At 67.3% G+C, this 21913-nt stretch carries 19 protein-coding genes; 12 read left to right on the forward strand and 7 right to left on the reverse strand.

Features of this window, described 5'->3' with window-relative positions; translation table 11 throughout:
* The first annotated feature begins 61 nt into the window (after positions 1–61).
* From L6444_RS29620 to L6444_RS29630, 3 genes are all read left to right on the forward strand, one after another.
* The gene (locus L6444_RS29620; protein WP_236979126.1) at positions 62–847 is read left to right on the forward strand and encodes a DUF2470 domain-containing protein; all 786 of its coding nucleotides are present in this window, start codon (positions 62–64) and stop codon (positions 845–847) included.
* 50 nt (positions 848–897) lie between these two features.
* Positions 898–2091 (forward strand): LCP family protein, encoded by a 1194-nt coding sequence (locus L6444_RS29625; protein ID WP_236979128.1) that lies wholly within the window; start codon positions 898–900, stop codon positions 2089–2091.
* Positions 2092–2267: 176 nt separating this feature from the next.
* A complete protein-coding gene (locus L6444_RS29630; RefSeq protein WP_236979129.1) occupies positions 2268–2813 on the forward strand; it encodes a ferritin in 546 nt (181 codons plus the stop codon).
* Between the two features lie 4 nt (positions 2814–2817).
* Here the strand turns inward: L6444_RS29630 and L6444_RS29635 are convergent, their stop codons facing one another.
* Both L6444_RS29635 and L6444_RS29640 read right to left on the reverse strand, forming a co-directional pair.
* Positions 2818–3621, reverse strand: a complete 804-nt coding sequence (locus L6444_RS29635) for a glycerophosphodiester phosphodiesterase (RefSeq protein WP_236979131.1) — start codon at positions 3619–3621, stop codon at positions 2818–2820.
* 4 nt (positions 3622–3625) lie between these two features.
* The gene (locus L6444_RS29640; protein ID WP_236984516.1) at positions 3626–4648 is read right to left on the reverse strand and encodes a DUF4328 domain-containing protein; all 1023 of its coding nucleotides are present in this window, start codon (positions 4646–4648) and stop codon (positions 3626–3628) included.
* Between the two features lie 804 nt (positions 4649–5452).
* Here L6444_RS29640 and L6444_RS29645 point away from each other — a divergent pair.
* From L6444_RS29645 to rraA, 7 genes are all read left to right on the forward strand, one after another.
* Positions 5453–6076: a superoxide dismutase gene (locus L6444_RS29645; RefSeq protein WP_236979133.1), complete on the forward strand. Its 624-nt coding sequence runs from the start codon at positions 5453–5455 to the stop codon at positions 6074–6076.
* A 215-nt stretch (positions 6077–6291) separates the two neighbouring features.
* Complete coding sequence (locus tag L6444_RS29650) at positions 6292–6825, forward strand: peptidase (RefSeq protein ID WP_236979135.1); 534 nt, start codon at positions 6292–6294, stop codon at positions 6823–6825.
* A 655-nt stretch (positions 6826–7480) separates the two neighbouring features.
* On the forward strand, positions 7481–7879 hold the full coding sequence (locus L6444_RS29655) for a transcriptional regulator (RefSeq protein WP_236979137.1): 399 nt from the start codon (positions 7481–7483) through the stop codon (positions 7877–7879).
* 96 nt (positions 7880–7975) lie between these two features.
* Positions 7976–8632 carry a DUF6474 family protein gene (locus L6444_RS29660; protein ID WP_236979139.1) on the forward strand — a complete coding sequence of 219 codons (657 nt, stop codon included), beginning with the start codon at positions 7976–7978 and terminating at the stop codon, positions 8630–8632.
* Between the two features lie 5 nt (positions 8633–8637).
* Positions 8638–8868, forward strand: coding sequence for a hypothetical protein (locus L6444_RS29665; RefSeq protein ID WP_236979142.1), 231 nt, complete (start codon positions 8638–8640; stop codon positions 8866–8868).
* A gap of 86 nt (positions 8869–8954) precedes the next feature.
* Positions 8955–9419 (forward strand): Rv3852 family protein, encoded by a 465-nt coding sequence (locus L6444_RS29670; protein ID WP_236979144.1) that lies wholly within the window; start codon positions 8955–8957, stop codon positions 9417–9419.
* Positions 9420–9421: 2 nt separating this feature from the next.
* Positions 9422–9907, forward strand: a complete 486-nt coding sequence (gene rraA, locus L6444_RS29675; RefSeq protein WP_236979146.1) for a ribonuclease E activity regulator RraA — start codon at positions 9422–9424, stop codon at positions 9905–9907.
* On the opposite strand, the gene L6444_RS29680 is transcribed toward rraA, so the two are convergent.
* The gene (locus tag L6444_RS29680; RefSeq protein ID WP_236979148.1) at positions 9904–11373 is read right to left on the reverse strand and encodes a flavin-containing monooxygenase; all 1470 of its coding nucleotides are present in this window, start codon (positions 11371–11373) and stop codon (positions 9904–9906) included. The genes rraA and L6444_RS29680 overlap by 4 nt on opposite strands.
* Positions 11374–11445: 72 nt before the next feature.
* Here L6444_RS29680 and dinB point away from each other — a divergent pair, with 72 nt between their 5' ends.
* The gene (gene dinB / locus L6444_RS29685; protein ID WP_236984518.1) at positions 11446–12645 is read left to right on the forward strand and encodes a DNA polymerase IV; all 1200 of its coding nucleotides are present in this window, start codon (positions 11446–11448) and stop codon (positions 12643–12645) included.
* Here the strand turns inward: dinB and L6444_RS29690 are convergent.
* Together L6444_RS29690 and L6444_RS29695 are read right to left on the reverse strand one after the other, a co-directional pair.
* Positions 12642–13652, reverse strand: coding sequence for a PHP domain-containing protein (locus L6444_RS29690; RefSeq protein WP_236979150.1), 1011 nt, complete (start codon positions 13650–13652; stop codon positions 12642–12644). The two genes, dinB and L6444_RS29690, sit on opposite strands and share 4 nt — an antisense overlap.
* Positions 13652–14077, reverse strand: a complete 426-nt coding sequence (locus tag L6444_RS29695) for a hypothetical protein (RefSeq protein WP_236979157.1) — start codon at positions 14075–14077, stop codon at positions 13652–13654. The genes L6444_RS29690 and L6444_RS29695 overlap by 1 nt, the downstream gene beginning before the upstream one ends.
* A gap of 40 nt (positions 14078–14117) precedes the next feature.
* Between L6444_RS29695 and L6444_RS29700 the strand changes: the two genes are divergently transcribed.
* Positions 14118–14969 (forward strand): LLM class F420-dependent oxidoreductase, encoded by an 852-nt coding sequence (locus L6444_RS29700; protein ID WP_236979159.1) that lies wholly within the window; start codon positions 14118–14120, stop codon positions 14967–14969.
* Between the two features lie 391 nt (positions 14970–15360).
* On the opposite strand, the gene L6444_RS29705 is transcribed toward L6444_RS29700, so the two are convergent.
* Both L6444_RS29705 and gltB read right to left on the reverse strand, forming a co-directional pair.
* Positions 15361–16815, reverse strand: coding sequence for a glutamate synthase subunit beta (locus tag L6444_RS29705; protein ID WP_236979161.1), 1455 nt, complete (start codon positions 16813–16815; stop codon positions 15361–15363).
* Complete coding sequence (gene gltB, locus L6444_RS29710) at positions 16808–21391, reverse strand: glutamate synthase large subunit (protein ID WP_236979171.1); 4584 nt, start codon at positions 21389–21391, stop codon at positions 16808–16810. The genes L6444_RS29705 and gltB overlap by 8 nt, the downstream gene beginning before the upstream one ends.
* Positions 21392–21913 lie beyond the last annotated feature (522 nt).

Below are 21913 nucleotides of genomic sequence, written 5' to 3' on the forward strand. Positions count from 1 at the left end.
CCTCTTGCGACCTAGCCTAGCCTAAGTTACGTTAGGCTTACCTAAAAAGCTGGAGGTAATCGTGCTACCGGTCACATATCCGACGCCGACGACAGCCGAGCGTATCCGCAGCGCGTGCGCGCGAGCGGGCGGCGCCCTGCTGGCGGTCGAGAGCGCCGACCCGGTGGCCACCCCCGTACACCACCTGCTCTACGACGGCACCTTCGCGGTTGCGGTGCCCAGCGCAACAACGACCAGTGACATCGATTGCGGATCGCAGGCGCTGCTGGAGCTCACCGACTATGCGCCGCTGCCGGTGCGCGAGCCGGTCCGCTCCCTGGTGTGGGTGCGCGGCCGGCTGCACCGGGTTCCGCCCGGAGCGGTGGCCAAGTTGCTCGACCTGATCGCCACCGAGAACCCCGACCCGGCGTTGCTGCAGGTCGACACCCCGCGATCCGGGCCGGCCCGCGACGACGAGACGCGGTACACGCTGCTGCGGCTCGCGATCGACTCCGTGGTGGTGACCGACGCGACCGGCGCCGAACCGGTCAGTGTCGGCGACCTGCTCGCGGCGCGGCCCGACCCCTTCTGCGAGATCGAGTCGACGCTGCTGTGGCACCTGGCCACCGCCCACAACGACGTGGTGGCGCGGCTGGTCTCGCGGCTGCCGGCACCGCTGCGCCGCGGACAGGTACGTCCGCTGGGCCTGGACCGCTACGGGGTGCGGTTCCGCGTCGAGGCGAACGACGGTGACCGTGACATCCGGCTGCCGTTCCATAAGCCGGTCGACGACATGAATGGCCTCAGCCAGGCCATCCGGGTGCTGATGGGTTGCCCGTTCGTCAACGGCCTGCGCGCGCGTCCGTAATCGCACGTCATCGGCTACCCGTGTGGTGGTCCACCACGTAAATTGACCGGGTGGACGGCGAGCGGTCACCGCGACGACGGCCGGAGGCCGGTCGGTCTCGACGGCCGGTGCCGCGCCCGGTCCCGGAACCGCCGCCGGTGTTGCGCCGCCCGAACCGACCGCCGGCCGGAGCAGCCTTCGCCGCCGAGCCGACGGCACCGCTGCGGTCCCCGCCGGCGCAGCCCAGCCCCGCACCACCGGCCCGGCCCGTCGCCCCGCGGCCACGCCGTCACCGCGGCAGCCGCCGTCGGCTGCGCACACTGGCGCTGAGCCTGGTGGTCGTGCTGCTGCTGGCCGCGGCCGGCCTCCTGGGCCTGACGCTGTGGTTCGATTCGGTCATGCACCGCGCGACGGTGCTGGCCGACTATCCGGATCGGCCGGCCCCCGGCCGCGGCACCACCTGGCTGCTGGTGGGCTCCGACAACCGCCAGGACTTGTCCGCCGCGCAACAGGAAGAGCTGTCCACCGGCGGCGACGTCGGGTCCGCCCGCACCGACACGATCCTGCTGGTCCACCTCCCCGGGTTCGGGTCGGCCACCCCGACCACGCTGGTGTCGATACCGCGAGATTCCTATGTGCCGATCCCCGGCCACGGCCGCGACAAGATCAACGCCGCGTTCGCCCTCGGTGGGGCGCCGCTGCTGGCGCAGACGGTCGAGCAGGCCACCGGGTTGCGTCTCGACCACTACGCCGAGGTCGGATTCGGCGGCTTCGCCGTGCTGGTCGACGCCCTGGGCGGCGTCACGGTGTGCCCGGCCGAGCCGATCCACGATCCGCTGGCGGGACTGGATCTGGCCGCCGGCTGTCAGCAGTTGGATGGTCGCCGGGCGCTGGGCTATGTCCGGACCCGGGCCACGCCGCGGGCGGACCTGGACCGCATGGTCCACCAGCGACAGTTCATGTCGGCGCTGCTGAGTCGCGCCACCAGCCCGGCGGTGTGGCTCAACCCGTGGCGCTGGTATTCGGTGCCGCATGCCGCGGCCGCCGCGCTGACGGTGGACCGCGGGGTGCGCGCCTGGGACCTGGCCCAACTGGGTTGGGCGCTGCGCGGTCACCCCACCGCCCTGACCGTGCCGATCGGCGAGTTCACCGACAACGGCGCCGGTTCGGTGGTGGTCTGGAATCACGATGCGGCCCGCGCGCTGTTCGAGGCGATTGCCGCCGACGCACCGGTTCCGGCCGCCGCGATGGACGAACAGCCGTAACCGGCAAATGGCCGGGCAATTGGACGGATAGCTTAGGTAATCCTTCGGCGATCTTTCGCCCGCCCGGCTGGGCCAAGGGAGAATATGATTATTGTGGGCCAACAGTTAGGAAACCCTTTCCTGAGTAAGTGATACCTTCGTTGCTGATGCCCCGTGAACTGGGATAACCTGCGCCCATGACCGATTACGACGGAACGAAGACAAAATTCCATGCACTAATGCAGGAACAGATTTTCAACGAATTCACCGCCGCCCAGCAATATGTTGCCATTGCCGTTTATTTCGACAGCGAGGATCTTCCGCAATTGGCGAAGCACTTTTACGCTCAAGCGGTCGAGGAGCGCAACCACGCGATGATGCTGGTGCAGCACCTGCTCGACCGCGACCTACGGGTGGAGATCCCGGGAGTGGACGCGGTACGCAATCAGTTCGACCGACCGCGGGAGGCGCTGGCGCTGGCGCTGGATCTGGAGCGAGTCGTCACCGACCAGGTCAGCCGGATGACCGCGGTGGCTCGCGACGAGGGTGACTACCTGGGCGAGCAGTTCATGCAGTGGTTCCTCAAGGAGCAGATCGAGGAGGTCGCGCTGATGTCCACCCTGGTTCGCGTCGCCGATCGGGCCGGCGCCAACCTGTTCGAACTGGAGAACTTCGTGGCACGCGAGGTGCCCACTGCTCCGGCCGGACCGGGCGCGCCGCCCGCCGCCGGGGGCACCCCGTAGCGCCTCAGCCGTTCTCCAACCACGCCTTGGTGCGGCCGGGGTGGTTGGTGGCGATCCACGCCACCCCGACTTCGCGGCAGAAGTCGACGTCGTCGTACTCGTCGACGGTCCAGCAGTACACCGACCGGCCCTGGGCCGCCGAGCGGTCCACGAGTTGCGGGTAGTCGCGCAGCGCCGCCAGCGAGGGTCCCACCGCGGTGGCGCCGACCGCAGTGGCCGCGCTGCTGGTCAAGTACCGTCCGGTCTTGCCGAGCAGCACGGTCGGCAGCATCGGGGCTGCGCGCCGGATCCGCCATACCGCGGCTGCGGAGAAGGACATCACGACCGCGCGCGATCGATCCGCGGAGGCCGGGGCGGCGATACCGAACCGGTGCAGCAGCGCCAGCAGCTTGCTTTCCACCAGGGAGCCGTAGCGCACCGGGTGCTTGGTCTCGATGAAGATCTTCACCGGCCGGTTCCAGTCGAGAACCAGCGCTACCAGCGCGTCCAGGGTCAACAGGCGGGTGTCTCCGTGGGTCCCGTCGGCCCGCCAGCTGGCGTGCCAGGCGCCGTACTCCAGCTCGTGCAGCTCGGCCAGCGTCGCGGTGCTGACCAGGCCCTCGCCGGTCGAGGTCCGGTCCAGCCGGCGATCGTGCACGCAGACCAGGTGACCGTCGCGGGTCAGGCGCACGTCGCATTCCACGCCGTCGGCGCCTTCTTTGAGAGCCACGTCGTAAGCCGCCAGGGTGTGTTCCGGCCGGGCTGACGACGCGCCACGGTGGGCAACCACGAAAGGGTGCCCGGCGAGGACCTCATCCGCCCGCGTCATACGCCTATGCTGCCGGTTCCTGTCCCTCCAGCTCAACCGCAGCGACCGGCGCGGGGCTGGTCTGCTGGTCCGGCTCGACGACGAGCCACCGGTGGGCGGGCCGCTGGACCGGCTTGCGTTCGAATCCTTCGAAGACCCGCGCGACGGCGGCCACGGTGAGTGCGGCGACCAGGTACCCGAGCACCACCATGACGGTGTTGTTGGCGATGCCCTGCGCGTCGGTGGATAAGCAGGTGAGAATCCCGAAAAGCGAGATCAGGTAGCTGACGACCCACGCGAGCCACCAGATGGTGACTTGTTTGCGCACCCGCTCGTAGTTGTCTTCGACGAGCGCCAGCTCGATGACGTAGACCGGCGCCATCACCAGGTTGGCGAACGGCAACAGGCACCCGGCCCACAACCGGCGCACCGAGCGATGCTCGGGCAGCCCGTGGTACTCGAAAGCTGCAGCCCGCCGGCAGATCAGCCATTGGATGAGGGCGACGAAGCAGGCCAGCAGCGCCACCATCGCCGCCACGCTGGCCGCGATGCCCAGCCAGTCGGCGGCGAAAGCGACCAGCGGGTTCAACAGCGTGTTGCGGTTGTAGATCAGCAGCCCGTAGCGCACCGCGTACACCAACGCGGCGCCGCAGAGCACCAGCTGAGCTGCGAACATCAACACGCGCACCAATTCCGGGCGCGGCCCGGCCTTCGCCGGGGTAACTCCGGACGCCGGCACCGCCTGCGGAACCCGATCGACCAGTCCCCAGCGGGGGATGACGCTGTACCGCGGCGTCGGGCCCAGCGGCCGCCGCGGCCGACGCCGCGGCGGTGCGGCTCCGGGACGAACCGCTATCCAACGGAAGCCCGGCGGCAGCCGAGGCGCCTCGCGCGGAGTAGGCGCAGCGGGCGGACGCCACCGGGGGGTCACCCGGGGGCACACGTCCGGCAGCGGCGCCATCAGGGCACCCCGGCAGCGGGGACACCACATGCGCTGTCGCTCGCGAACGTTCCATCGAGTGCCGCACTGGGAGCACACCTGGATCACCGCACCAGGGTAACCGCGGCGATGGCGGCCGGCGTGCAGCATCCGCGAGAGTGTGGTTGCACCCTGAACGCGCCGTGCGCCGGCTCGCGCCATAAGTGACGTAGGCCACAGCTACCAAGACCTATCCACAATTTCCACAGGTTTATCCACAACGTGGCGAGGCGGTGCAGACAGCTTCTATCGGCCAGGTTCGACGTGAGCTGTGGATAACATTGCGATAACGGCCGGACCCATCGACAGGTTCACGGCTCGTCCGAGCGAAATTCGCTAAGAGGCGGAACCGTTCACTTGTACCCCCTGCGGTCGGCGGCCAAACATTCGCATCAGCAACGAATTTGGCCGCCGACCCGCCGCCGTGGGCATTACGGATCACGAGGATTTTTCATGCCGCGCAGTGCGCGCTATGATCGCGGACACACGTTCGGTTGTGACTCAACTCACTGAAAACGATGCGCACAGCGAAGAACATGCAGGTGGAAGGCATTTAGATGGCCACACATTCGTTCGGCCCGGGATCGACGCAGTCGAGCTCGTACTCCGGGGTCGCCCGCCTGGAATCACGCGTACGTCATCGCCGCCTTGCGCGCGGGCCTTATCGCGCTGGCCTTGCTGGCCGTGCTGGCGCTGATCGCGCTGTCTTGATTCCCGATTGATCGCCGGGCAGGGTACTCGAGCCCAACAACCCTCGGGGTCATCCTTGCGGCATGAGCGGTGATGGAGCAGGGTTGAATAGGTCATGCCGCCGCGTGGCGGGACCCCGCGAACGATGCGTCAGACGATCCGCTCATCAAAGGAAGGAATGCCGTGGCTGAATACACCCTGCCCGACTTGGACTGGGACTACGCAGCGCTGGAACCGCACATTTCCGGTCAGATCAACGAGATCCACCACAGCAAGCACCACGCCACCTACGTCAAAGGCCTGAACGACGCAGTCGCCAAGCTCGAGGAAGCTCGCGCCAAGGACGATCACTCCGCGATCTTCCTGAACGAGAAGAACCTGGCTTTCCACCTCGGTGGTCACGTCAACCACTCCATCTGGTGGAAGAACCTCTCGCCGAACGGTGGCGACAAGCCCACCGGCGACCTCGCCGCCGCGATCGACGACCAGTTCGGTTCGTTCGACAAGTTCCGCGCCCAGTTCAGCGCCGCGGCCAACGGTTTGCAGGGCTCGGGCTGGGCGGTGCTGGGCTACGACACGTTGGGCGACAAGCTGCTGACGTTCCAGCTCTACGATCAGCAGGCCAACGTTCCGCTCGGCATCATCCCGCTGCTGCAGGTCGACATGTGGGAGCACGCTTTCTATCTGCAGTACAAGAACGTCAAAGCCGACTACGTCAAGGCGTTCTGGAACGTGGTCAACTGGGCCGACGTTCAGGACCGTTATGCGGCTGCCACATCGAAGACCTCGGGCCTGATCTTCCCCTGATCTTCGCCGCACTCGACTGGGGCGTCGCGCTGGTTTGCGCGGCGCCCTTGTCGTTGGCGGACTTTCGGTGTTGCGGTTGCTTTCCCAGCAGTCGTCGTGTCGAGTTGCGTGCCGCCAAATCCCCGCGCATTCTTGGTTATTCAAGCTAGATTTACCTTTTGGCAATTCGAGCTACCAGCGTGGTTACTTCGGATGGAGGCGGTTCGGAGGGCGAGATGGATGCCGGCTCAGGTAGACCTATTGGGGTTGCTCCCTTTCATTCTCGTGGGGCCCTGAAGGGATTCGTGATCTCTGGGCGCTGGCCCGATTCCACCAAGGAATGGGCCCAACTGTTGATGGTCGCCGTCCGGGTCGCTTCGCTGCCCGGATTGCTCTCCACCACAACGGTATTCGGTGCCCGCGAGGAACTGCCCGACGAACCGCAGCCCGACACAGTCGGGTTGGTGCTCGCCGAGGGCACGGTGTTCGGCGATCAGGCGATTCAACCGGGTTACTTCGCGGAGCATCAGCCTCCCGCGCTGCTGATGCTGCATCCGCCGTCCGAGACGATGCCGTCGTTGCCGGAGTGCACGGGTGCGGCGTCGGGATGTGTGCTGCTGCCCGGACTGCCGTATCTGGGTTTGGAGCACCGGGCCGCGTGGGTGGAGGCCGAGGCCGACGGAACCATCACCTCGATGGTGAGCCGGGTCGGTGTCGACCCGATCAGCCACCCGGACACCGCGATCCTGGCGATGCTGCTGGCCGCTTGACGGCCGCGGTGTTCTCGCGGGGCGCGCCGGCACCCGGGCTCCGCCGTGATCGGGGGTCTGCTGACGGTGCGCAGAGCACTCGGAACGGCGGCGCACGGTAGCTCGGCGGGGCCGCGGCGCAAACTCGACAGCGCGGCGCGGGGCGGCTGGACTACGTAGTCGGTGGGGTCGCAGGCCGCCCGCTGCGAGCGATGCGGCCGGGGGTCCTAGAGGTCCCGGCGCGCATTCGGTACAGCCCGCGTTGCGGGCCGCCGGACGGGTCCGCCAGAGGCGGCGCAGGTCAACCACAGTGGCCTCGGCGGCACCGGGCAGCAAAGTGGGTATTTGCGGCTTCCGCTCCATCGACTGGTTGCCCGAGGCGGAGCGATCGCGTCCATCGTGGCTCCGCTGACTTATTCGTCAATTCGGCTGACCGCGGGTCATCGCGTCCGTTCCGGGGGTGTATTCTGCGGATAACCTGTGAATCCGGCCAATTTGTGGACACCCGGTCATATCATTTGAATGCTCAGCGGGGACGCCCCGCGCAGGCGCCCGCAGCCCTGGTACCGAATACGCGCAGGTTTGCAATTGGTTGTGGACGACGGAAGTCGCTACCATGATCAGCAAATAACTAGGAATACCCGTTTGATCTTATTGCCCGGTGGAGGTCATATCGATGAGCACGACGTTCGCTGCCCGCCTGAACCGCCTGTTCGACACGGTTTATCCGCCCGGCCGGGGCCCGCACACGTCCGCGGAGGTGATCGCCGCGCTCAAGGCGGAGGGCATCACGATGTCGGCGCCCTACCTGTCGCAGCTACGTTCCGGCAACCGCACGAACCCGTCGTCGGCGACCATGACCGCGCTCGCCAACTTCTTCCGCATCAAGCCGTCCTACTTCACCGACGACGAGTACTACGAGAAGCTCGACAAGGAGTTGCAGTTCCACGCCACGGTGCGCGACAACGGGGTGCGCCGCATCGCGACCCGGGTGCACGGTCTGTCGGAGGAGGCGCAGCAAAAGGTGCTCGACCTCGTCGACGAGTTGCGCCGCACCGAAGGGATCGACTCCTGACCTGACGGACCGCCGTCGGCGTCGCCGGATTAGGGTTGGCGCAGCGCTCGCGCACGCGCACGCGATAGTCCACGAGAGACCGGGAGGCGGCGGGGAATGGGCCTGTTCCGCAAGCGAAAGAGCCGCGCGACCCGTCGCGCCGAAGCCCGCGCGATCAAGGCCCGCGCCAAGCTCGAGGCCCGGCTGTCGGCCAAGAACGAGAGACGCCGCATCAAGTCCGCCCAGAAGGCCGCCGACAAGGCGTTCAAGGCGCAACTCAAGGCACAGAAGGACAGCGACCGCGCCGCGCTGAAGGTCGCCGAGACCGAACTCAAAGCGGCGCGGGAGGGCAAGTTGCTCTCGCCCACGCGTATCCGCCGGGCGTTGACGGTGTCGCGGCTGCTGGCTCCGGTGCTGACGCCGTTGATCTACCGGGCGGCCGTCACCGCCCGCGGGTTGATCGATCAGCGGCGTGCCGATCAGCTGGGTGTCCCGTTGACCCAGATCGGGCAGTTCTCCGGCCACGGCGCCCGGCTGTCGGCGCGCATCGCCGGCGCCGAGCAGTCGCTGCGCACGGTGCAGGAAAAGAAGCCGAAGGACCCGGAGACCAAGGAGTTCGTCACCGCGATCAGCGCGCGGCTGGCCGATCTGTCGGCGGCCGTCACCGCCGCGGAGAACATGCCCACCCAGCGGCGCCGGGGCGCCCACGCCGCCATCTCCTCGCAACTCGACGGCATCGAGGGTGACCTGTTGGCCCGCCTCGGGCTCGGCTGACCGCCATGTCAGGACGTGGTTTCGAGGCGAAGGCGCAACTGCGGCGGCTGATCGTGCGGATGGGCCTGCTGTCGGCCGTCCTGGTCGGGTGCGCGGTCCTGACGGCCGGTGTGGCCTCGGCCTACGCCGCCGCGCCGCACGAACCGGATCCCAACCCGCCCGTATGGCCGTTTGTGGTCGGGGCGGTTGCCGCCGTCGCGGTTGTGGCGATCTGGCAGGTACGGCGCAGGCCGTAGCCGGCCCGGACCCGGCTGGCATGATGGGACCCGGGGTGTTCAGCGACCTCGTAGGCAACGATTGAGAGCTGTAAAGGAGCGGCCGCATGGCAGACCCGCAGGATCGACCCGACAGCGAACGAGCCGCAGACCCGCCGGCCAGGAAGCAGCCCCCCAAGAAGGCACCCGAAAAGGCGGCCAAGGCGCCCGCCGCCAAGGCACCCGCTGCGAAAGCACCCGCTAAGAAGGCTCCGGCGAAGAAGGCCCCCGCGAAGAAAGCGGCGGCCAAGAAGGCACCCGCCAAGAAGGTCGAGCCCGCACCGGCACCCGTCCAGGCGCCGGCCGCCGTCGACAAGCCTGCCGACCTGCAGCAGCACGCCGAAACCAATGGACAGCTCGAGGCCGCGAAAGATGTTGCGGCACAGGCGAAGTCGACTGTGGAGAAGGCGCAGAACCCGCTGCCCGCCGAGGAACCCGAGGCTTCGCCGCTGCAGTCGCCGCTGCCGTGGGTGGTTGCCGTCACGCTCAGTCTGCTGGCCATGCTGCTGATCCGGCAGTTGCGCCGTCGCTGACCATGACCGTCTCGTTCCGCCCGACGGCCGATCTGGTCGACGACATCGGCCCTGACGTGCGCAGCTGCGACCTGCAGTTCCGTCAGTTCGGGGGCCGCTCGCAGTTCGCCGGGCCGATCACCACGGTCCGCTGTTTCCAGGACAATGCCCTGCTGAAGTCGATTCTGTCCCAGCCGGGCTCCGGTGGAGTGCTGGTGGTCGACGGCGACGGTTCGCTACATACGGCGCTGGTCGGTGACCTGATCGCGGAACTGGGCCGCTCCAACGGGTGGGTAGGCCTGATCGTCAACGGCGCGGTGCGCGACTCCGCGGTGTTGCGCGGCATCGACATCGGCATCAAAGCGCTGGGCACCAATCCCCGCAAGAGCACCAAGACCGGCGCCGGACAGCGGGACGTCGAGATCACCTTGGGTGGTGTCACTTTCACGCCGGGCGACATCGCCTACAGCGACGACGACGGCATCGTCGTGGTCACCGCGGATAACTAAACTGCTACCGCCGCAGGCTTTTTGGCGAAGCGCAGCCCCTCGTCGTCGATCTTGCCGCGCCGGATGAGGTGGATGTCGCGCAGATAGTTCTGGTTGAGCCGCCACGGGGTCCGCGAGCCCTGTTTGGGCAATTCGTCCAAAGACCGCAACACGTAGCCCGGGGTGAACTCCATGAAGGGCCGTTCCTCGACATCGGCCGCGGGCTCCTCGACCACGACGGAGTCGAAACCGTTGTCGTCCATGTAATTGAGCAGGCGGCAGGCGAATTCCGACACCAGGTCGGCCTTCAGGGTCCATGACGCGTTGGTGTACCCGACCGTGTAGATCATGTTGGGCAGACCGGACAGCATCATGCCTTTGTAGGCCGTCGTCTTGCTCAGGTCTACAGGCCCGCCGTCGACACTGGTGGTCGCGCCGCCGAACAGCTGCAGGTTCAATCCCGTTGCGGTGACGATGATGTCGGCCGGCAACTCGGTGCCCGAGTTCAGCCGGATACCGGTCGCGGTGAATCGGTCGATGGTGTCGGTGACCATCTCGGCCTTGCCGTGCCTGATCGCCCGGAACAGGTCGCCGTTGGGAACCAGGCACAACCGCTGGTCCCAGGGACTGTAGTGCGGGCCGAAATGCTTTCGTACGTCGTAGCCTTCGGGCAGCTGACGCTGGGCCCAGCCCATCAGGGTCTTGCGCATGCGCCGCGGCCATTTCTTGCAAGCGCCGTACACGGCCGCCTGTTGCATCACGTTCTTCCACCGGATCGCGGTGTATGCCGCCTTTTCCGGCAGGACGCGGTTCAGCCGGTCGGCGATGGGATCTTTTTGTGGCTGCGACACGATATAGGTGGGTGAGCGCTGCAACATGGTGACGTGCTTGGCGCCCGAATTCGCCAGTGCGGGAACCAGAGTAACGGCGGTGGCGCCGCTGCCGATCACGACGACGTTCTTGTCCTGGTAGTCGAGATCCTCGGGCCAGTGCTGCGGGTGGATGATCGGGCCGGTGAAGTCCTCGGATCCGGGGAACTTGGGCGAATAACCTTCGTCGTAGTTGTAGTAGCCGCTGCACAGGAACAGAAACGAGCAGATGATGGTGGCGGGCGTGCCGTCGTTGTCGATCTGCAGGGTCCAGCGGTTCTCGGTGCTCGACCAGTCCGCACCAGTGACCTTGTGGCGGTAGCGGACGTGCTTGTCGATGCCGTACATGGCGGCGGTGCTCTTGACGTACTCGAGGATCGGCTTGCCGTCGGCGATGGCCTGGCGCTCGGTCCAGGGACGGAACCGGAAGCCGAGGGTGTACATGTCGGAGTCCGAGCGGATGCCCGGGTAGCGGAACAGGTCCCAGGTGCCGCCCATGTCGGCACGCTTTTCCAGGATGGCGTAGCTCTTGGTCGGGCAGCGGTCCTGCAGGTGCCAGGCCGCGCTCACCCCCGAGATGCCGGCGCCCACGATCACAACGTCCAGGTGCTCAGTCATGCAGCCACGCTATCAACGGTGTGGCCTTCGCTATGGAGAGTCGCCGCAGCTGTCGTACCGGCATGCGAACATTTGTTCGTGCGCGGTGAGGCATCGATCCTGCACGCGGATCTGGACTCGTTCTACGCCTCCGTCGAACAGCGGGACGACCCTGGCTTGAGGGGCCGTCCGGTCATCGTCGGTGGCGGGGTGGTGCTGGCCGCCAGCTACGAAGCCAAGGCCTTCGGCGTGCGTACCGCGATGGGCGGCGCCCAGGCGCGGCGGTTGTGCCCCTCGGCGGTGGTGGTACCGCCGCGGATGCGGGCCTACTCCAAGGCCAGTGACGACGTCTTCGAGGTGTTCCGCGACTGCACCCCGCTGGTGGAGCCGCTCTCGGTGGACGAGGCCTTCCTCGACGTCAGCGGGCTGGGCCGGGTGTCCGGCACGCCGGTGCAGGTCGCCACGCGGCTACGCGCCGAGGTGCGCAGGCGGGTCGGCCTGCCGATCACCGTCGGCGTCGCGCGCACCAAGTTCCTGGCGAAGGTGGCCAGTCAGGAGGCCAAGCCGGACGGGCTGCTGCTGGTCCCACCCGACGGCGAGCTGGCCTTCCTGCACCCGCTGCCGGTCCGCCGGCTGTGGGGCGTCGGCGCGGTGACGGCCGAGAAGCTGCGCGCGCACGGCATCACCACGGTCGCGCAGGTCGCCGAGCTGACCGAGTCGACGCTGGCCTCGCTGGTCGGCCACGCGATGGGGCATCAGCTGTACGCCCTGTCGCGCAATATCGACAACCGCCGGGTGCACACCGGGGTGCGACGGCGATCGGTCGGTGCCCAACGGGCGCTCGGCCGCGCCGGCAGCTCCATGTCGGCGGCCGAGGTCGACGCGGTGGTGGTCAACCTCGTCGACCGGATCACCGGCCGGATGCGGGCTGCCGGGCGCACCGGACGCACCGTGGTGCTGCGGCTGCGGTTCGACGATTTCACCCGGGCGACCAGGTCCCAGACAATGCCGTGGGCCACGTCGTCGACGCAGCCGATCCTGACCACGGCTCGCCGTCTCGTTGCGGCGGCGGCGCCGCTGATCGCCGAAAAGGGTCTGACGCTAATCGGTTTCGCGGTGTCGGGTATCGACCGCAGCGGGGCCCAGCAGCTGGCGTTGCCGTTCGACGCAGAATCACCGGCGGTCGACGCCGCCATGGACGAGGTGCATCGCCGCTACGGGAGGTCCGCCTTGACCCGGGCGGTGCTGGTCGGTCGTGACCCGGGATTGGAGGTGCCGCACCTAGCCGACTAGCTGCCCGACGCGGCCCACCCCAGCAACTTCTCGGCCGGCCAGGTGTTGACGATCCGGTCCACCTCGATCCCGGCGTCCAGCGCGCGCTGCGCACCGTAGCCGAGGAAGTCGAGCTGACCGGGCGCGTGCGCGTCGGTGTCGATGCTGAATACGCAGCCGATGTCGCGGGCGAGTTCGAGCAGCCGTGTCGGCGGGTCCCGGCGCTCGGGACGAGAATTGATCTCGACCGCGGTGCCGTGGTCGCGGCAGGCGGTGAACACCTGCTCGGCATCGAATTTCGATTCCGGCCGGATCCCGCGGCCCCCTGAGACCAGCCGGCCGGTGCAGTGCCCCAGCACGTCGGCCTGCCCGCCCGAGACCGCGCGCAGCATGCGACGGGTCATCGCCGCGGCGTCCATCGAGAGCTTGGAGTGCACGCTGGCCACCACGATGTCGAGGCGGTCGAGCAGTTCGGGCTCCTGGTCCAGGCTGCCGTCGTCGAGGATGTCGACCTCGATGCCGGTCAGGATGCGCATCGGCGCGAACCGGTCCCGCAGCTCGTCGATGACGTCGAGCTGTTTGCGCAGCCGGTCCGGCGACAAGCCGTTGGCGATGGTCAGCCGTGGCGAATGGTCGGTGAGCGCGCAGTACTCGTGCCCCAGCGCGGCCGCGGTGGCCATCATCTCCTCGATCGGCGCCGATCCGTCCGACCAGTTGGAGTGCAGGTGCAGATCACCGCGCAACGCCGCACGGATCGCTCCCCCACCAAGATCCTTTGCCGCGGAACGCAATTCGATCAGCTGGTCGGGTTCCTGGCCCGCCCAGGCCTGCGCGATCACCTTGGCGGTCTTGGGGCCTATCCCCGGGATCGACTGCCAGCTGTTGGCCTGGCCGTGCCTTTCCCGAGCTTCGTCGTCGAGACGTTCGATGATGTCCGCGGCGTTGCGGTAGGCCATTACCCGCCGGGAGTCCTGCCGCTCCCGGTCTTTGTAGTAGGCGATCTGACGCAGCGCGGCCACCGGATCCATCAGAGCAACTGCCCCGCGACGAACCCGGCCAGCACCACCGCGAATCCGCCCATCTCGCACAAAATCAGCAGCACCATGAAGAGGCCGGTGCCGCGCACCGGCGGGTCGAATTGGTTCTCGGTGTCGCGGCGCGCCCCGTGCACGATGTAGCCGACGATGGCGGCGACGAAGAAGAACACCGCCGCGCCCGTCGCCACCAGGTTCACCCACACCGGCCACGCGCTCAGTTCGACGAATACCGCGAACAGCGCCGTCGCGAACGAGTACAGCAGCGCCGCCCGGTGCGCGATGTCGACGTAGACGTGCGCGCGGTGGTCGTCGGCAATCATGATCTGGCGGTACTTCCACACCCCGAGGCCCAGGGCCAGCAGGAAGATCAACCCGGCCGCCAGCAGGGTGATTTTGGTGTCGATTCCGAGTGCCATCGTTGTACCGAGTCTAGGTGGCGCGACTACGGTCGAAATCATGCGATTCGCGTTCAAGACCTCACCGCAGAACACCACCTGGGCCGACATGCTGGCGGTCTGGCAGGCCGCCGACGACATCGACGTCTTCGAGTCGGGCTGGACGTTCGACCACTTCTACCCGATATTCAGCGACTCCACCGGCCCCTGCCTGGAAGGCTGGACCACATTGACGGCACTGGCCCAAGCCACCAAGAGGCTGCGGCTGGGCACCCTGGTCACCGGCATCCACTACCGGCATCCCGCGGTGCTGGCCAACATGGCCGCCACGCTGGACGTGATCTCGGGCGGGCGCCTCGAGTTGGGCATCGGCGCGGGCTGGAACGAGGAGGAATCCGGCGCCTACGGCATCGAGCTGGGCAGCGTCCGGGAACGTTTCGACCGGTTCGAGGAGGCCTGCCAGGTGCTGATCGGCCTGCTCAGCCAGGAGACGACCAGCTTTGACGGCAAGTTCTACCAACTCAAGGACGCCCGCAACGAACCCAAGGGCCCGCAGCGCCCGCACCCGCCGATCGTGATCGGCGGCAGCGGCGAAAAGCGCACGCTACCGATCACCGCGCGGTATGCGCAGCACTGGAACTTCGCCGGCGGCACGGCTGAGGAGTTTGCCCGCAAGCGCGACGTGCTGCACGCCCGCTGCGCCGACATCGGGCGCGACCCGAAGGAGATCACGCTCTCAGCCCATCTGGGCCTAGGACCGGACCGCAATTACGCGCAGCTCATCGAGAACGCGGCCGCGCTGGGGGCCGAGGGGCTGGACTTGGGGATCGTCTACCTCGCTCCGCCGCACGACCCTGCCGTGTTGGAGCCGGTTGCCGAGGCGATCCGGGAATCGGGGCTTCTCACGAGTTGAAGCTGCGGGTCGTCCGCGAACGCTCAGCGACGTCCCGATCGGCGTAGAGCAAACCTTTGCCGCGCTGGTCGCAGCTCCGGCGAGCGATCAGAAAGCGAACCGCAGCAAGTCCTCGGCCGTGACCAGGCGCTCGTGCTTGGCGGGAAACTCGCGGCTCTTCACCGGGTGCCGAACCAACGACCAGGCGATTCGCCCCATACGGGTCCGGGGAACTGGGTTCATGTGCACAGTGAACACTCCTGCGATCGTTCAACACAACCAGGCTTCGAGGCGACGCTGCTGCACCTCCGGTGTGATGAAGCCCACAGGCAGTTATTAGACACCCATCTGCTGGCAAACTGTCGGCGGCGCGCCGACCGAATATAAAATGTTTCGGATGTGACTGGTGTGGTTACGTGAGCGGGGCTGCCGTCGGCTTGATCGGGGCCGGCAATGCGGTGGAACCCATCAAGAACCGGTCCACACCCGCAGCCGCGGCACGGCCCTCGGCGATCGCCCACACGATCAGCGACTGCCCGCGCCCCATGTCGCCGGCGACGAACACGCCGGGCACCGAGGTGTCGAAGTCGTCGCCGCGGGCGACATTGCCGCGCTCGGTGAGCTTGACCCCGAGCTCGGTGAGCAGGCCTTCCTTCTCCGGTCCGACGAAGCCCATCGCCAGCAACACCAGATCGGCGGGCAGCTCGAAGTCGGTGCCCTCGACCTTGACGAACTTGCCGTCCTGCATGGTCACCTCGTGCGCCTTGAGCGCCGTGACGTGGCCGTCCGCACCGATGAACTCCTCGGTGTTCACCGAGAAAACGCGCTCGCCGCCTTCCTCATGCGCCGAGGAGACCCGGTACATCAACGGATACGTCGGCCACGGCGTCGAACTGGCGCGGGTTTCCGGCGGGCGCGGCATGATCTCGAACTGGTGAATGCTCGCCGCGCGCTGGCGGTGCGCGGTGCCCAGGCAGTCGGCGCCGGTGTCACCGCCACCGATGATGATGACGTGCTTGCCCTCGGCCGTAATCGGCGGCGGACCGTCCAGATCGCCGGCCGCAAAGCGGTTGCCCCACGGCAGATACTCCATCGCCTGATGGATGCCGTCCAGGTCGCGCCCCGGCACCGGCAGGTCGCGCCACGCGGTGGCACCCCCGGCCAGCACGACGGCGTCGTAGTCGGACAGCAGCTGCTCGGCGGTGATGTCCACCCCGACGTTGACGCCCGGCCGGAACTCGGTGCCCTCGGCCGCCATCTGCTCCAGCCGACGGTCCAGGACGCGCTTCTCCATCTTGAACTCGGGGATGCCGTAGCGCAGCAGGCCGCCGATGCGGTCTTCGCGCTCGAACACGGTGACCTTGTGCCCGGCCCGGGTAAGTTGTTGCGCCGCAGCCAGACCGGCCGGGCCCGACCCCACCACCGCCACGGACTTGCCGGTCTCGCAGTGCGGCGGCACCGGTGTCACCCAGCCCTCGTCGAAAGCCCGGTCGATGATCTCCAGCTCGATCTGCTTGATCGTCACCGGGTCCTGGTTGATGCCCAGCACGCAGGCCGGTTCGCACGGCGCCGGACACAGCCGTCCGGTGAAGTCGGGGAAGTTGTTGGTTGCGTGCAACCGCTCGATCGCATCGCGGAAGTGGCCGCGTCGCACCAGGTCGTTCCATTCCGGGATCAGGTTGCCCAGCGGACAGCCGTTGTGACAGAACGGAATCCCGCAGTCCATGCAGCGGGTGGCCTGCTCCCGCAACGTCTCGGTCTCGAATTCCTCGTAGACCTCTTTCCAGTCCTTCAACCGCAGCGGAACGGGCCGCCGCTTGGGCAGCTCGCGGTGCGTGTACTTCAGGAAGCCGGTCGGGTCAGCCATGAGCGGCCGCCATGATCGCCTTGTCGACATCGGTGCCGTTGCGTTCGGCTTCGGCGATGGCCTCCAGCACCTTGCGGTAGTCCCGTGGCATCACCTTCACGAAATGCCGCTGCTGGATCCGCCAGTCGGCCAGAATGCGTTGTCCGACAGCCGAATCGGTGGCGTCGACGTGCGCCTGGATGATGCCGTGCAAAAACTCCACGTCCTCTTCGTCGAGAGCCTCGGGGTCCACCATCTCGGTGTTGAGGTTGTCGGGCAGTTTCTCGTCCGGGTCGTAGACATAGGCCACGCCACCGGACATGCCGGCGGCGAAGTTGCGGCCGGTGCGGCCCAGGATCACCACCCGGCCGCCGGTCATGTATTCGCACCCGTGGTCGCCAACCCCTTCCACGACGGCGTGGGCGCCGGAGTTACGCACCGCGAACCGCTCGCCGACCACGCCGCGCAGGTACACCTCACCGCTGGTGGCGCCGAACAGGATCACGTTGCCCCCGATGATGTTGTCCTCGGCGACATAGCCTTCCGGGGCGTTGTCGGAAGGCCGCACCACGATCCGGCCACCGGACAGCCCCTTGCCGACGTAGTCGTTGGCGTCGCCGTAGATCCGCAACGTGATTCCCTTCGGCACGAAGGCGCCGAAGCTGTTGCCGGCCGATCCTTCGAACGTGATGTCGATGGTGCCGTCCGGCAACCCTTGGCCGCCATAGGCTTTGGTCACCTCATGGCCGAGCATGGTGCCGACCGTGCGGTTGACGTTGCTGATGTTCGTCGAGAACCGAACCGGCTTCTGGGAATCCAGCGCCTCCCGGCTCATCACGATCAGCTGCTGGTCGAGCGCCTTGTCCAGGCCGTGGTCCTGCCGGGAGCTGCAGTACAGGTCCTGGTTCATGAAGGCCGACTCGGGCTCGTGCAGAACCGGAGTCAGGTCCAGCCGGTGTGCCTTCCACAGCGCCCGGGCCAGGGTGGTGTCCAGCGCCCCGGCTTGGCCGACCGCTTCGTTGATGGTGCGGAAGCCCAACTGCGCCATGTATTCCCGCACTTCTTCGGCGATGAACATGAAGAAGTTCTCCACGAACTCCGGCTTGCCGGTGAACCGCTCCCGCAGCAGCGGGTTCTGGGTGGCGACCCCGACCGGGCAGGTGTCCAGGTGGCAGACCCGCATCATGATGCAGCCGGCCACCACCAACGGCGCGGTGGCGAAACCGAATTCCTCGGCGCCGAGCAGCGTCGCGATCATCACATCTCGCCCGGTCTTGAGCTGGCCGTCCACCTGGACGACGATGCGGTCGCGTAAACCGTTGAGCAACAACGTCTGCTGTGTCTCGGCCAGACCCAGCTCCCACGGCGCTCCCGCGTGCTTCATCGACGTCAGCGGGGTGGCCCCGGTGCCGCCGTCGTGACCGGAGATCAGCACCACGTCGGCGTGCGCCTTGGAGACGCCGGCCGCCACGGTGCCGACCCCGTTCTCCGACACCAGCTTCACGTGCACCCGCGCGGACGGGTTGGCGTTCTTCAGGTCGTGGATCAGCTGCGCGAGATCCTCGATCGAGTAGATGTCGTGGTGCGGTGGCGGCGAGATCAGGCCGACGCCGGGGGTGGAGTGCCGCACCGAAGCGACCCACGGGTACACCTTGTGCCCTGGAAGCTGGCCGCCCTCACCGGGTTTGGCGCCCTGGGCCATCTTGATCTGGATATCGGTGCAATTGGTCAGGTAGTGCGACGTGACGCCGAACCGGCCGGAGGCCACCTGCTTGATAGCGCTGCGCCGCCAGTCGCCGTTGGGGTCCGCGTCGAAACGCTTGACGTCCTCCCCGCCCTCGCCGCTGTTGGATCGGGCGCCGAGGCGGTTCATCGCGATCGCGAGCGTCTCGTGCGCCTCGGCGGAGATGGAGCCGTAGCTCATCGCCCCGGTGGAGAACCGCTTGACGATCTCACTGGCCGGTTCGACCTCCTCGATCGGCACCGGAGGACGCACGCCCGCACGGAATTTCAGCAATCCGCGCAGCGACGCCATCCGCTCGGTCTGGTCGTCGACCAGCCGGGTGTACTCCTTGAAGATCGAGTACTGGCCGGTGCGGGTGGAGTGCTGCAGCTTGAACACGGTCTGCGGGTTGAATAGGTGGTACTCGCCCTCGCGGCGCCACTGGTACTCCCCGCCCACCTCGAGTTCGCGGTGCGCCCGCTCGTCCGGCCGGTCCAGATACGCCAGCCCGTGCCGCGCAGCGACGTCGGCGGCGATGTCGTCCAACGTGATACCGCCGGTCGGACAGGACAATCCGGTGAAGTATTCGTCGAGCACATCTTCGGAGATCCCGACCGCCTGGAACAGTTGTGCCCCGGTGTAGGACGCCAACGTCGAGATGCCCATCTTGGACATCACCTTGAGCACGCCCTTGCCGGCGGCCTTGACGAAGTTGTTCAGCGCCTTGCTGCGCTCGATGCCGTCGATGACGCCCCGGTCGATCATGTCGTCGATCGACTCGAACACCAGGTAAGGGTTGATGGCGGCGGCACCGCAGCCGACCAGCATGGCCATGTGGTGCACCTCGCGGGCGTCGCCGGTTTCGACGACGAGTCCCGCGTGCGTGCGGGTCCGATCCCGGACCAGGTGGTGGTGCACACCGGCCACCGCCAGCAGCGACGGGATCGGCGCCATCGTCTCGTCGGAGTTGCGGTCGGACAGGATGATGACCCGGGCGCCGTCGGCGATTGCCGCCGAAGCCTGCGCGCGCACGTCGTCCATCGCGGCCGCCAACCCGGCGCCACCCTCGGCGACCGGGTACAGACAACGAATCACCTTGGACCGCATGCCGTGTGGCCGGCCGTTGACCTCGTCGTCGGGGTTGAGGTTGATCAGCTTGGCCAACTCGAAGTTGCGCAGGATCGGCTGCATCAGTGAGATCTGGTGACAGGAATACTCGTCCGGGCTGAGCAGGTCGCGCTCCCCGCCGGTGGTGCCCTGCAGGCTGGTCACCACCTCTTCGCGGATGGCGTCCAGCGGCGGGTTGGTCACCTGGGCGAACAGCTGCTGGAAGTAGTCGTAAAGCATCCGCGGACGCTTCGACAGCACCGCGATCGGGGTGTCGGTGCCCATCGACCCGATGGGTTCGGCGCCGGTGCGGGCCATCGGAGCCACCAGCAGATTGAGCTCCTCGTAGGTGTAGCCGAAGGTCTGTTGCCGCACGACCAGCCGGTGGTGCGGCATCCGCACGTACTTGTTCGCCGGCAGCTTGTCGATCGGGACCAGTCCCTTGTCGAGCCACTCCTGATACGGGTGCTCGGCGGCCAGTTCCGTTTTGATCTCCTCGTCGGAGACGATCCGCCCCTGGGTGGTGTCCACCAGGAACATCCGGCCCGGCTGCAGGCGCATCCGCTTGACCACCTTGGCCGGGTCGAGGTCCAGCACACCGGCCTCCGACGCCATCACCACCAGGCCGTCGTCGGTGACCCAGATCCGCGACGGGCGCAGACCGTTGCGGTCCAACACGGCGCCCACGATGGTTCCGTCGGTGAAGGTGATCGACGCGGGCCCGTCCCACGGCTCCATCAGCGACGCGTGGTACTGGTAGAACGCCCGCAGTGCCGGGTCCATCGACTCGTGGCGTTCCCACGCCTCGGGGATCATCATCAGCACCGCGTGGGCCAGGCTGCGACCGCCCAGATGCAACAGTTCGACCACTTCGTCGAAGCGGGCGGTGTCGGAGGCCCCGGGGGTACAGATCGGGAACAACTTCTCCACGTCGGCCTGCGAACCGAAGACGTCGGTCTCGATCAGCGCTTCCCGGGCGCGCATCCAGTTCTCATTGCCGGTGACGGTGTTGATCTCGCCGTTGTGCGCCACTCGCCGGAACGGGTGCGCCAGCGGCCAGGACGGGAACGTGTTGGTGGAGAACCGGGAGTGCACGATACCCAGCGCACTGTTGATGCGGTTGTCCTGCAGATCGAGATAGAACGCCTTGAGCTGCGGGGTGGTCAGCATGCCCTTGTAGACGAAGGTCTGCCCGGACAGGCTGGGGAAGTACACCGTCTCTCGGCCCGGCCCGTCCTGCCCGGGCCCCTTGGTGCCCAGTTCGTGCTCGGCCCGCTTGCGCACGATGTACGCGCGGCGCTCCAGCGTCATGCCGGAGGCGCCCGTCATGAAGACCTGACGGAAGGTGGGCATCGCGTCGCGGGACAGGGCGCCCAGCGACGAGTCGTCGGTCGGCACGTTGCGCCAGCCGAGCACCTGCAGGCCCTCGGATTCGGCGATCTTCTCCACCGAAGCGCACGCGGCGGCGGCGTCCTTGGCCGATTGCGGCAGGAAGGCGATACCGGTCGCGTAGCTGCCGGCCTCGGGCAGGTCGAAGTCCACGACGGCGCGCAGGAACTCGTCCGGCACCTGGATCAGGATGCCCGCGCCGTCCCCACTGCGCGGTTCGGCGCCGGCAGCGCCACGATGTTCGAGGTTGAGCAGGGCGGTGATCGCCTTGTCCACAATGTCGCGGCTGCGCCGGCCGTGCATGTCCACGACCATGGCGACCCCGCACGAATCATGTTCGTATACGGGGTTGTAAAGCCCGACGCGCTTGGGCGCCATACCCACCTAACCCTTCAACAGACTCACTGCACCGCCGCTCTTGCGGATCGACTTTCCTGACCGAGGGGAACCACACCCGGAGGTTGCGGGCCGAGACCCCCTCGGTCTCGTCGATAGGCTGACCGCCAAGCGGAGATGATCCGGTCAGGACTTCGTCCGTGCAGCTTTGAACGGTGACCCTGTACCTGGTTTCGACAAGTCTTCAAACGATATGACAAAAACCGCCTGACATGCCAACTTACCCATACTATCTTGCGAACTGGCGGCCTCGTAAATTCGCTGTTACCAGCGTTTGACGGCCGCGCGACAGGGCATCCGAGCGGCTGAAATCCCGTCCTGCCGATGCGCCGGCCGCGCTGGGCCGAGTCTCGGCTTCGGCGGCGACACCGGTTAGCTGGAGACGGTCCGAACACCCCGCCTGGGGACCCGCGCGCCTGCCACACCCGCAACAAGGTGCCCGATAAGGCGTGGCAGCCAGGTGCGCGCGATCTCTTCCCGGCGGGGCCGAGGGCAGGTCGGCAC

It is taken from the genome of Mycobacterium kiyosense (genome assembly GCA_021654635.1).
GTDB classification, from domain to species: domain Bacteria; phylum Actinomycetota; class Actinomycetes; order Mycobacteriales; family Mycobacteriaceae; genus Mycobacterium; species Mycobacterium kiyosense.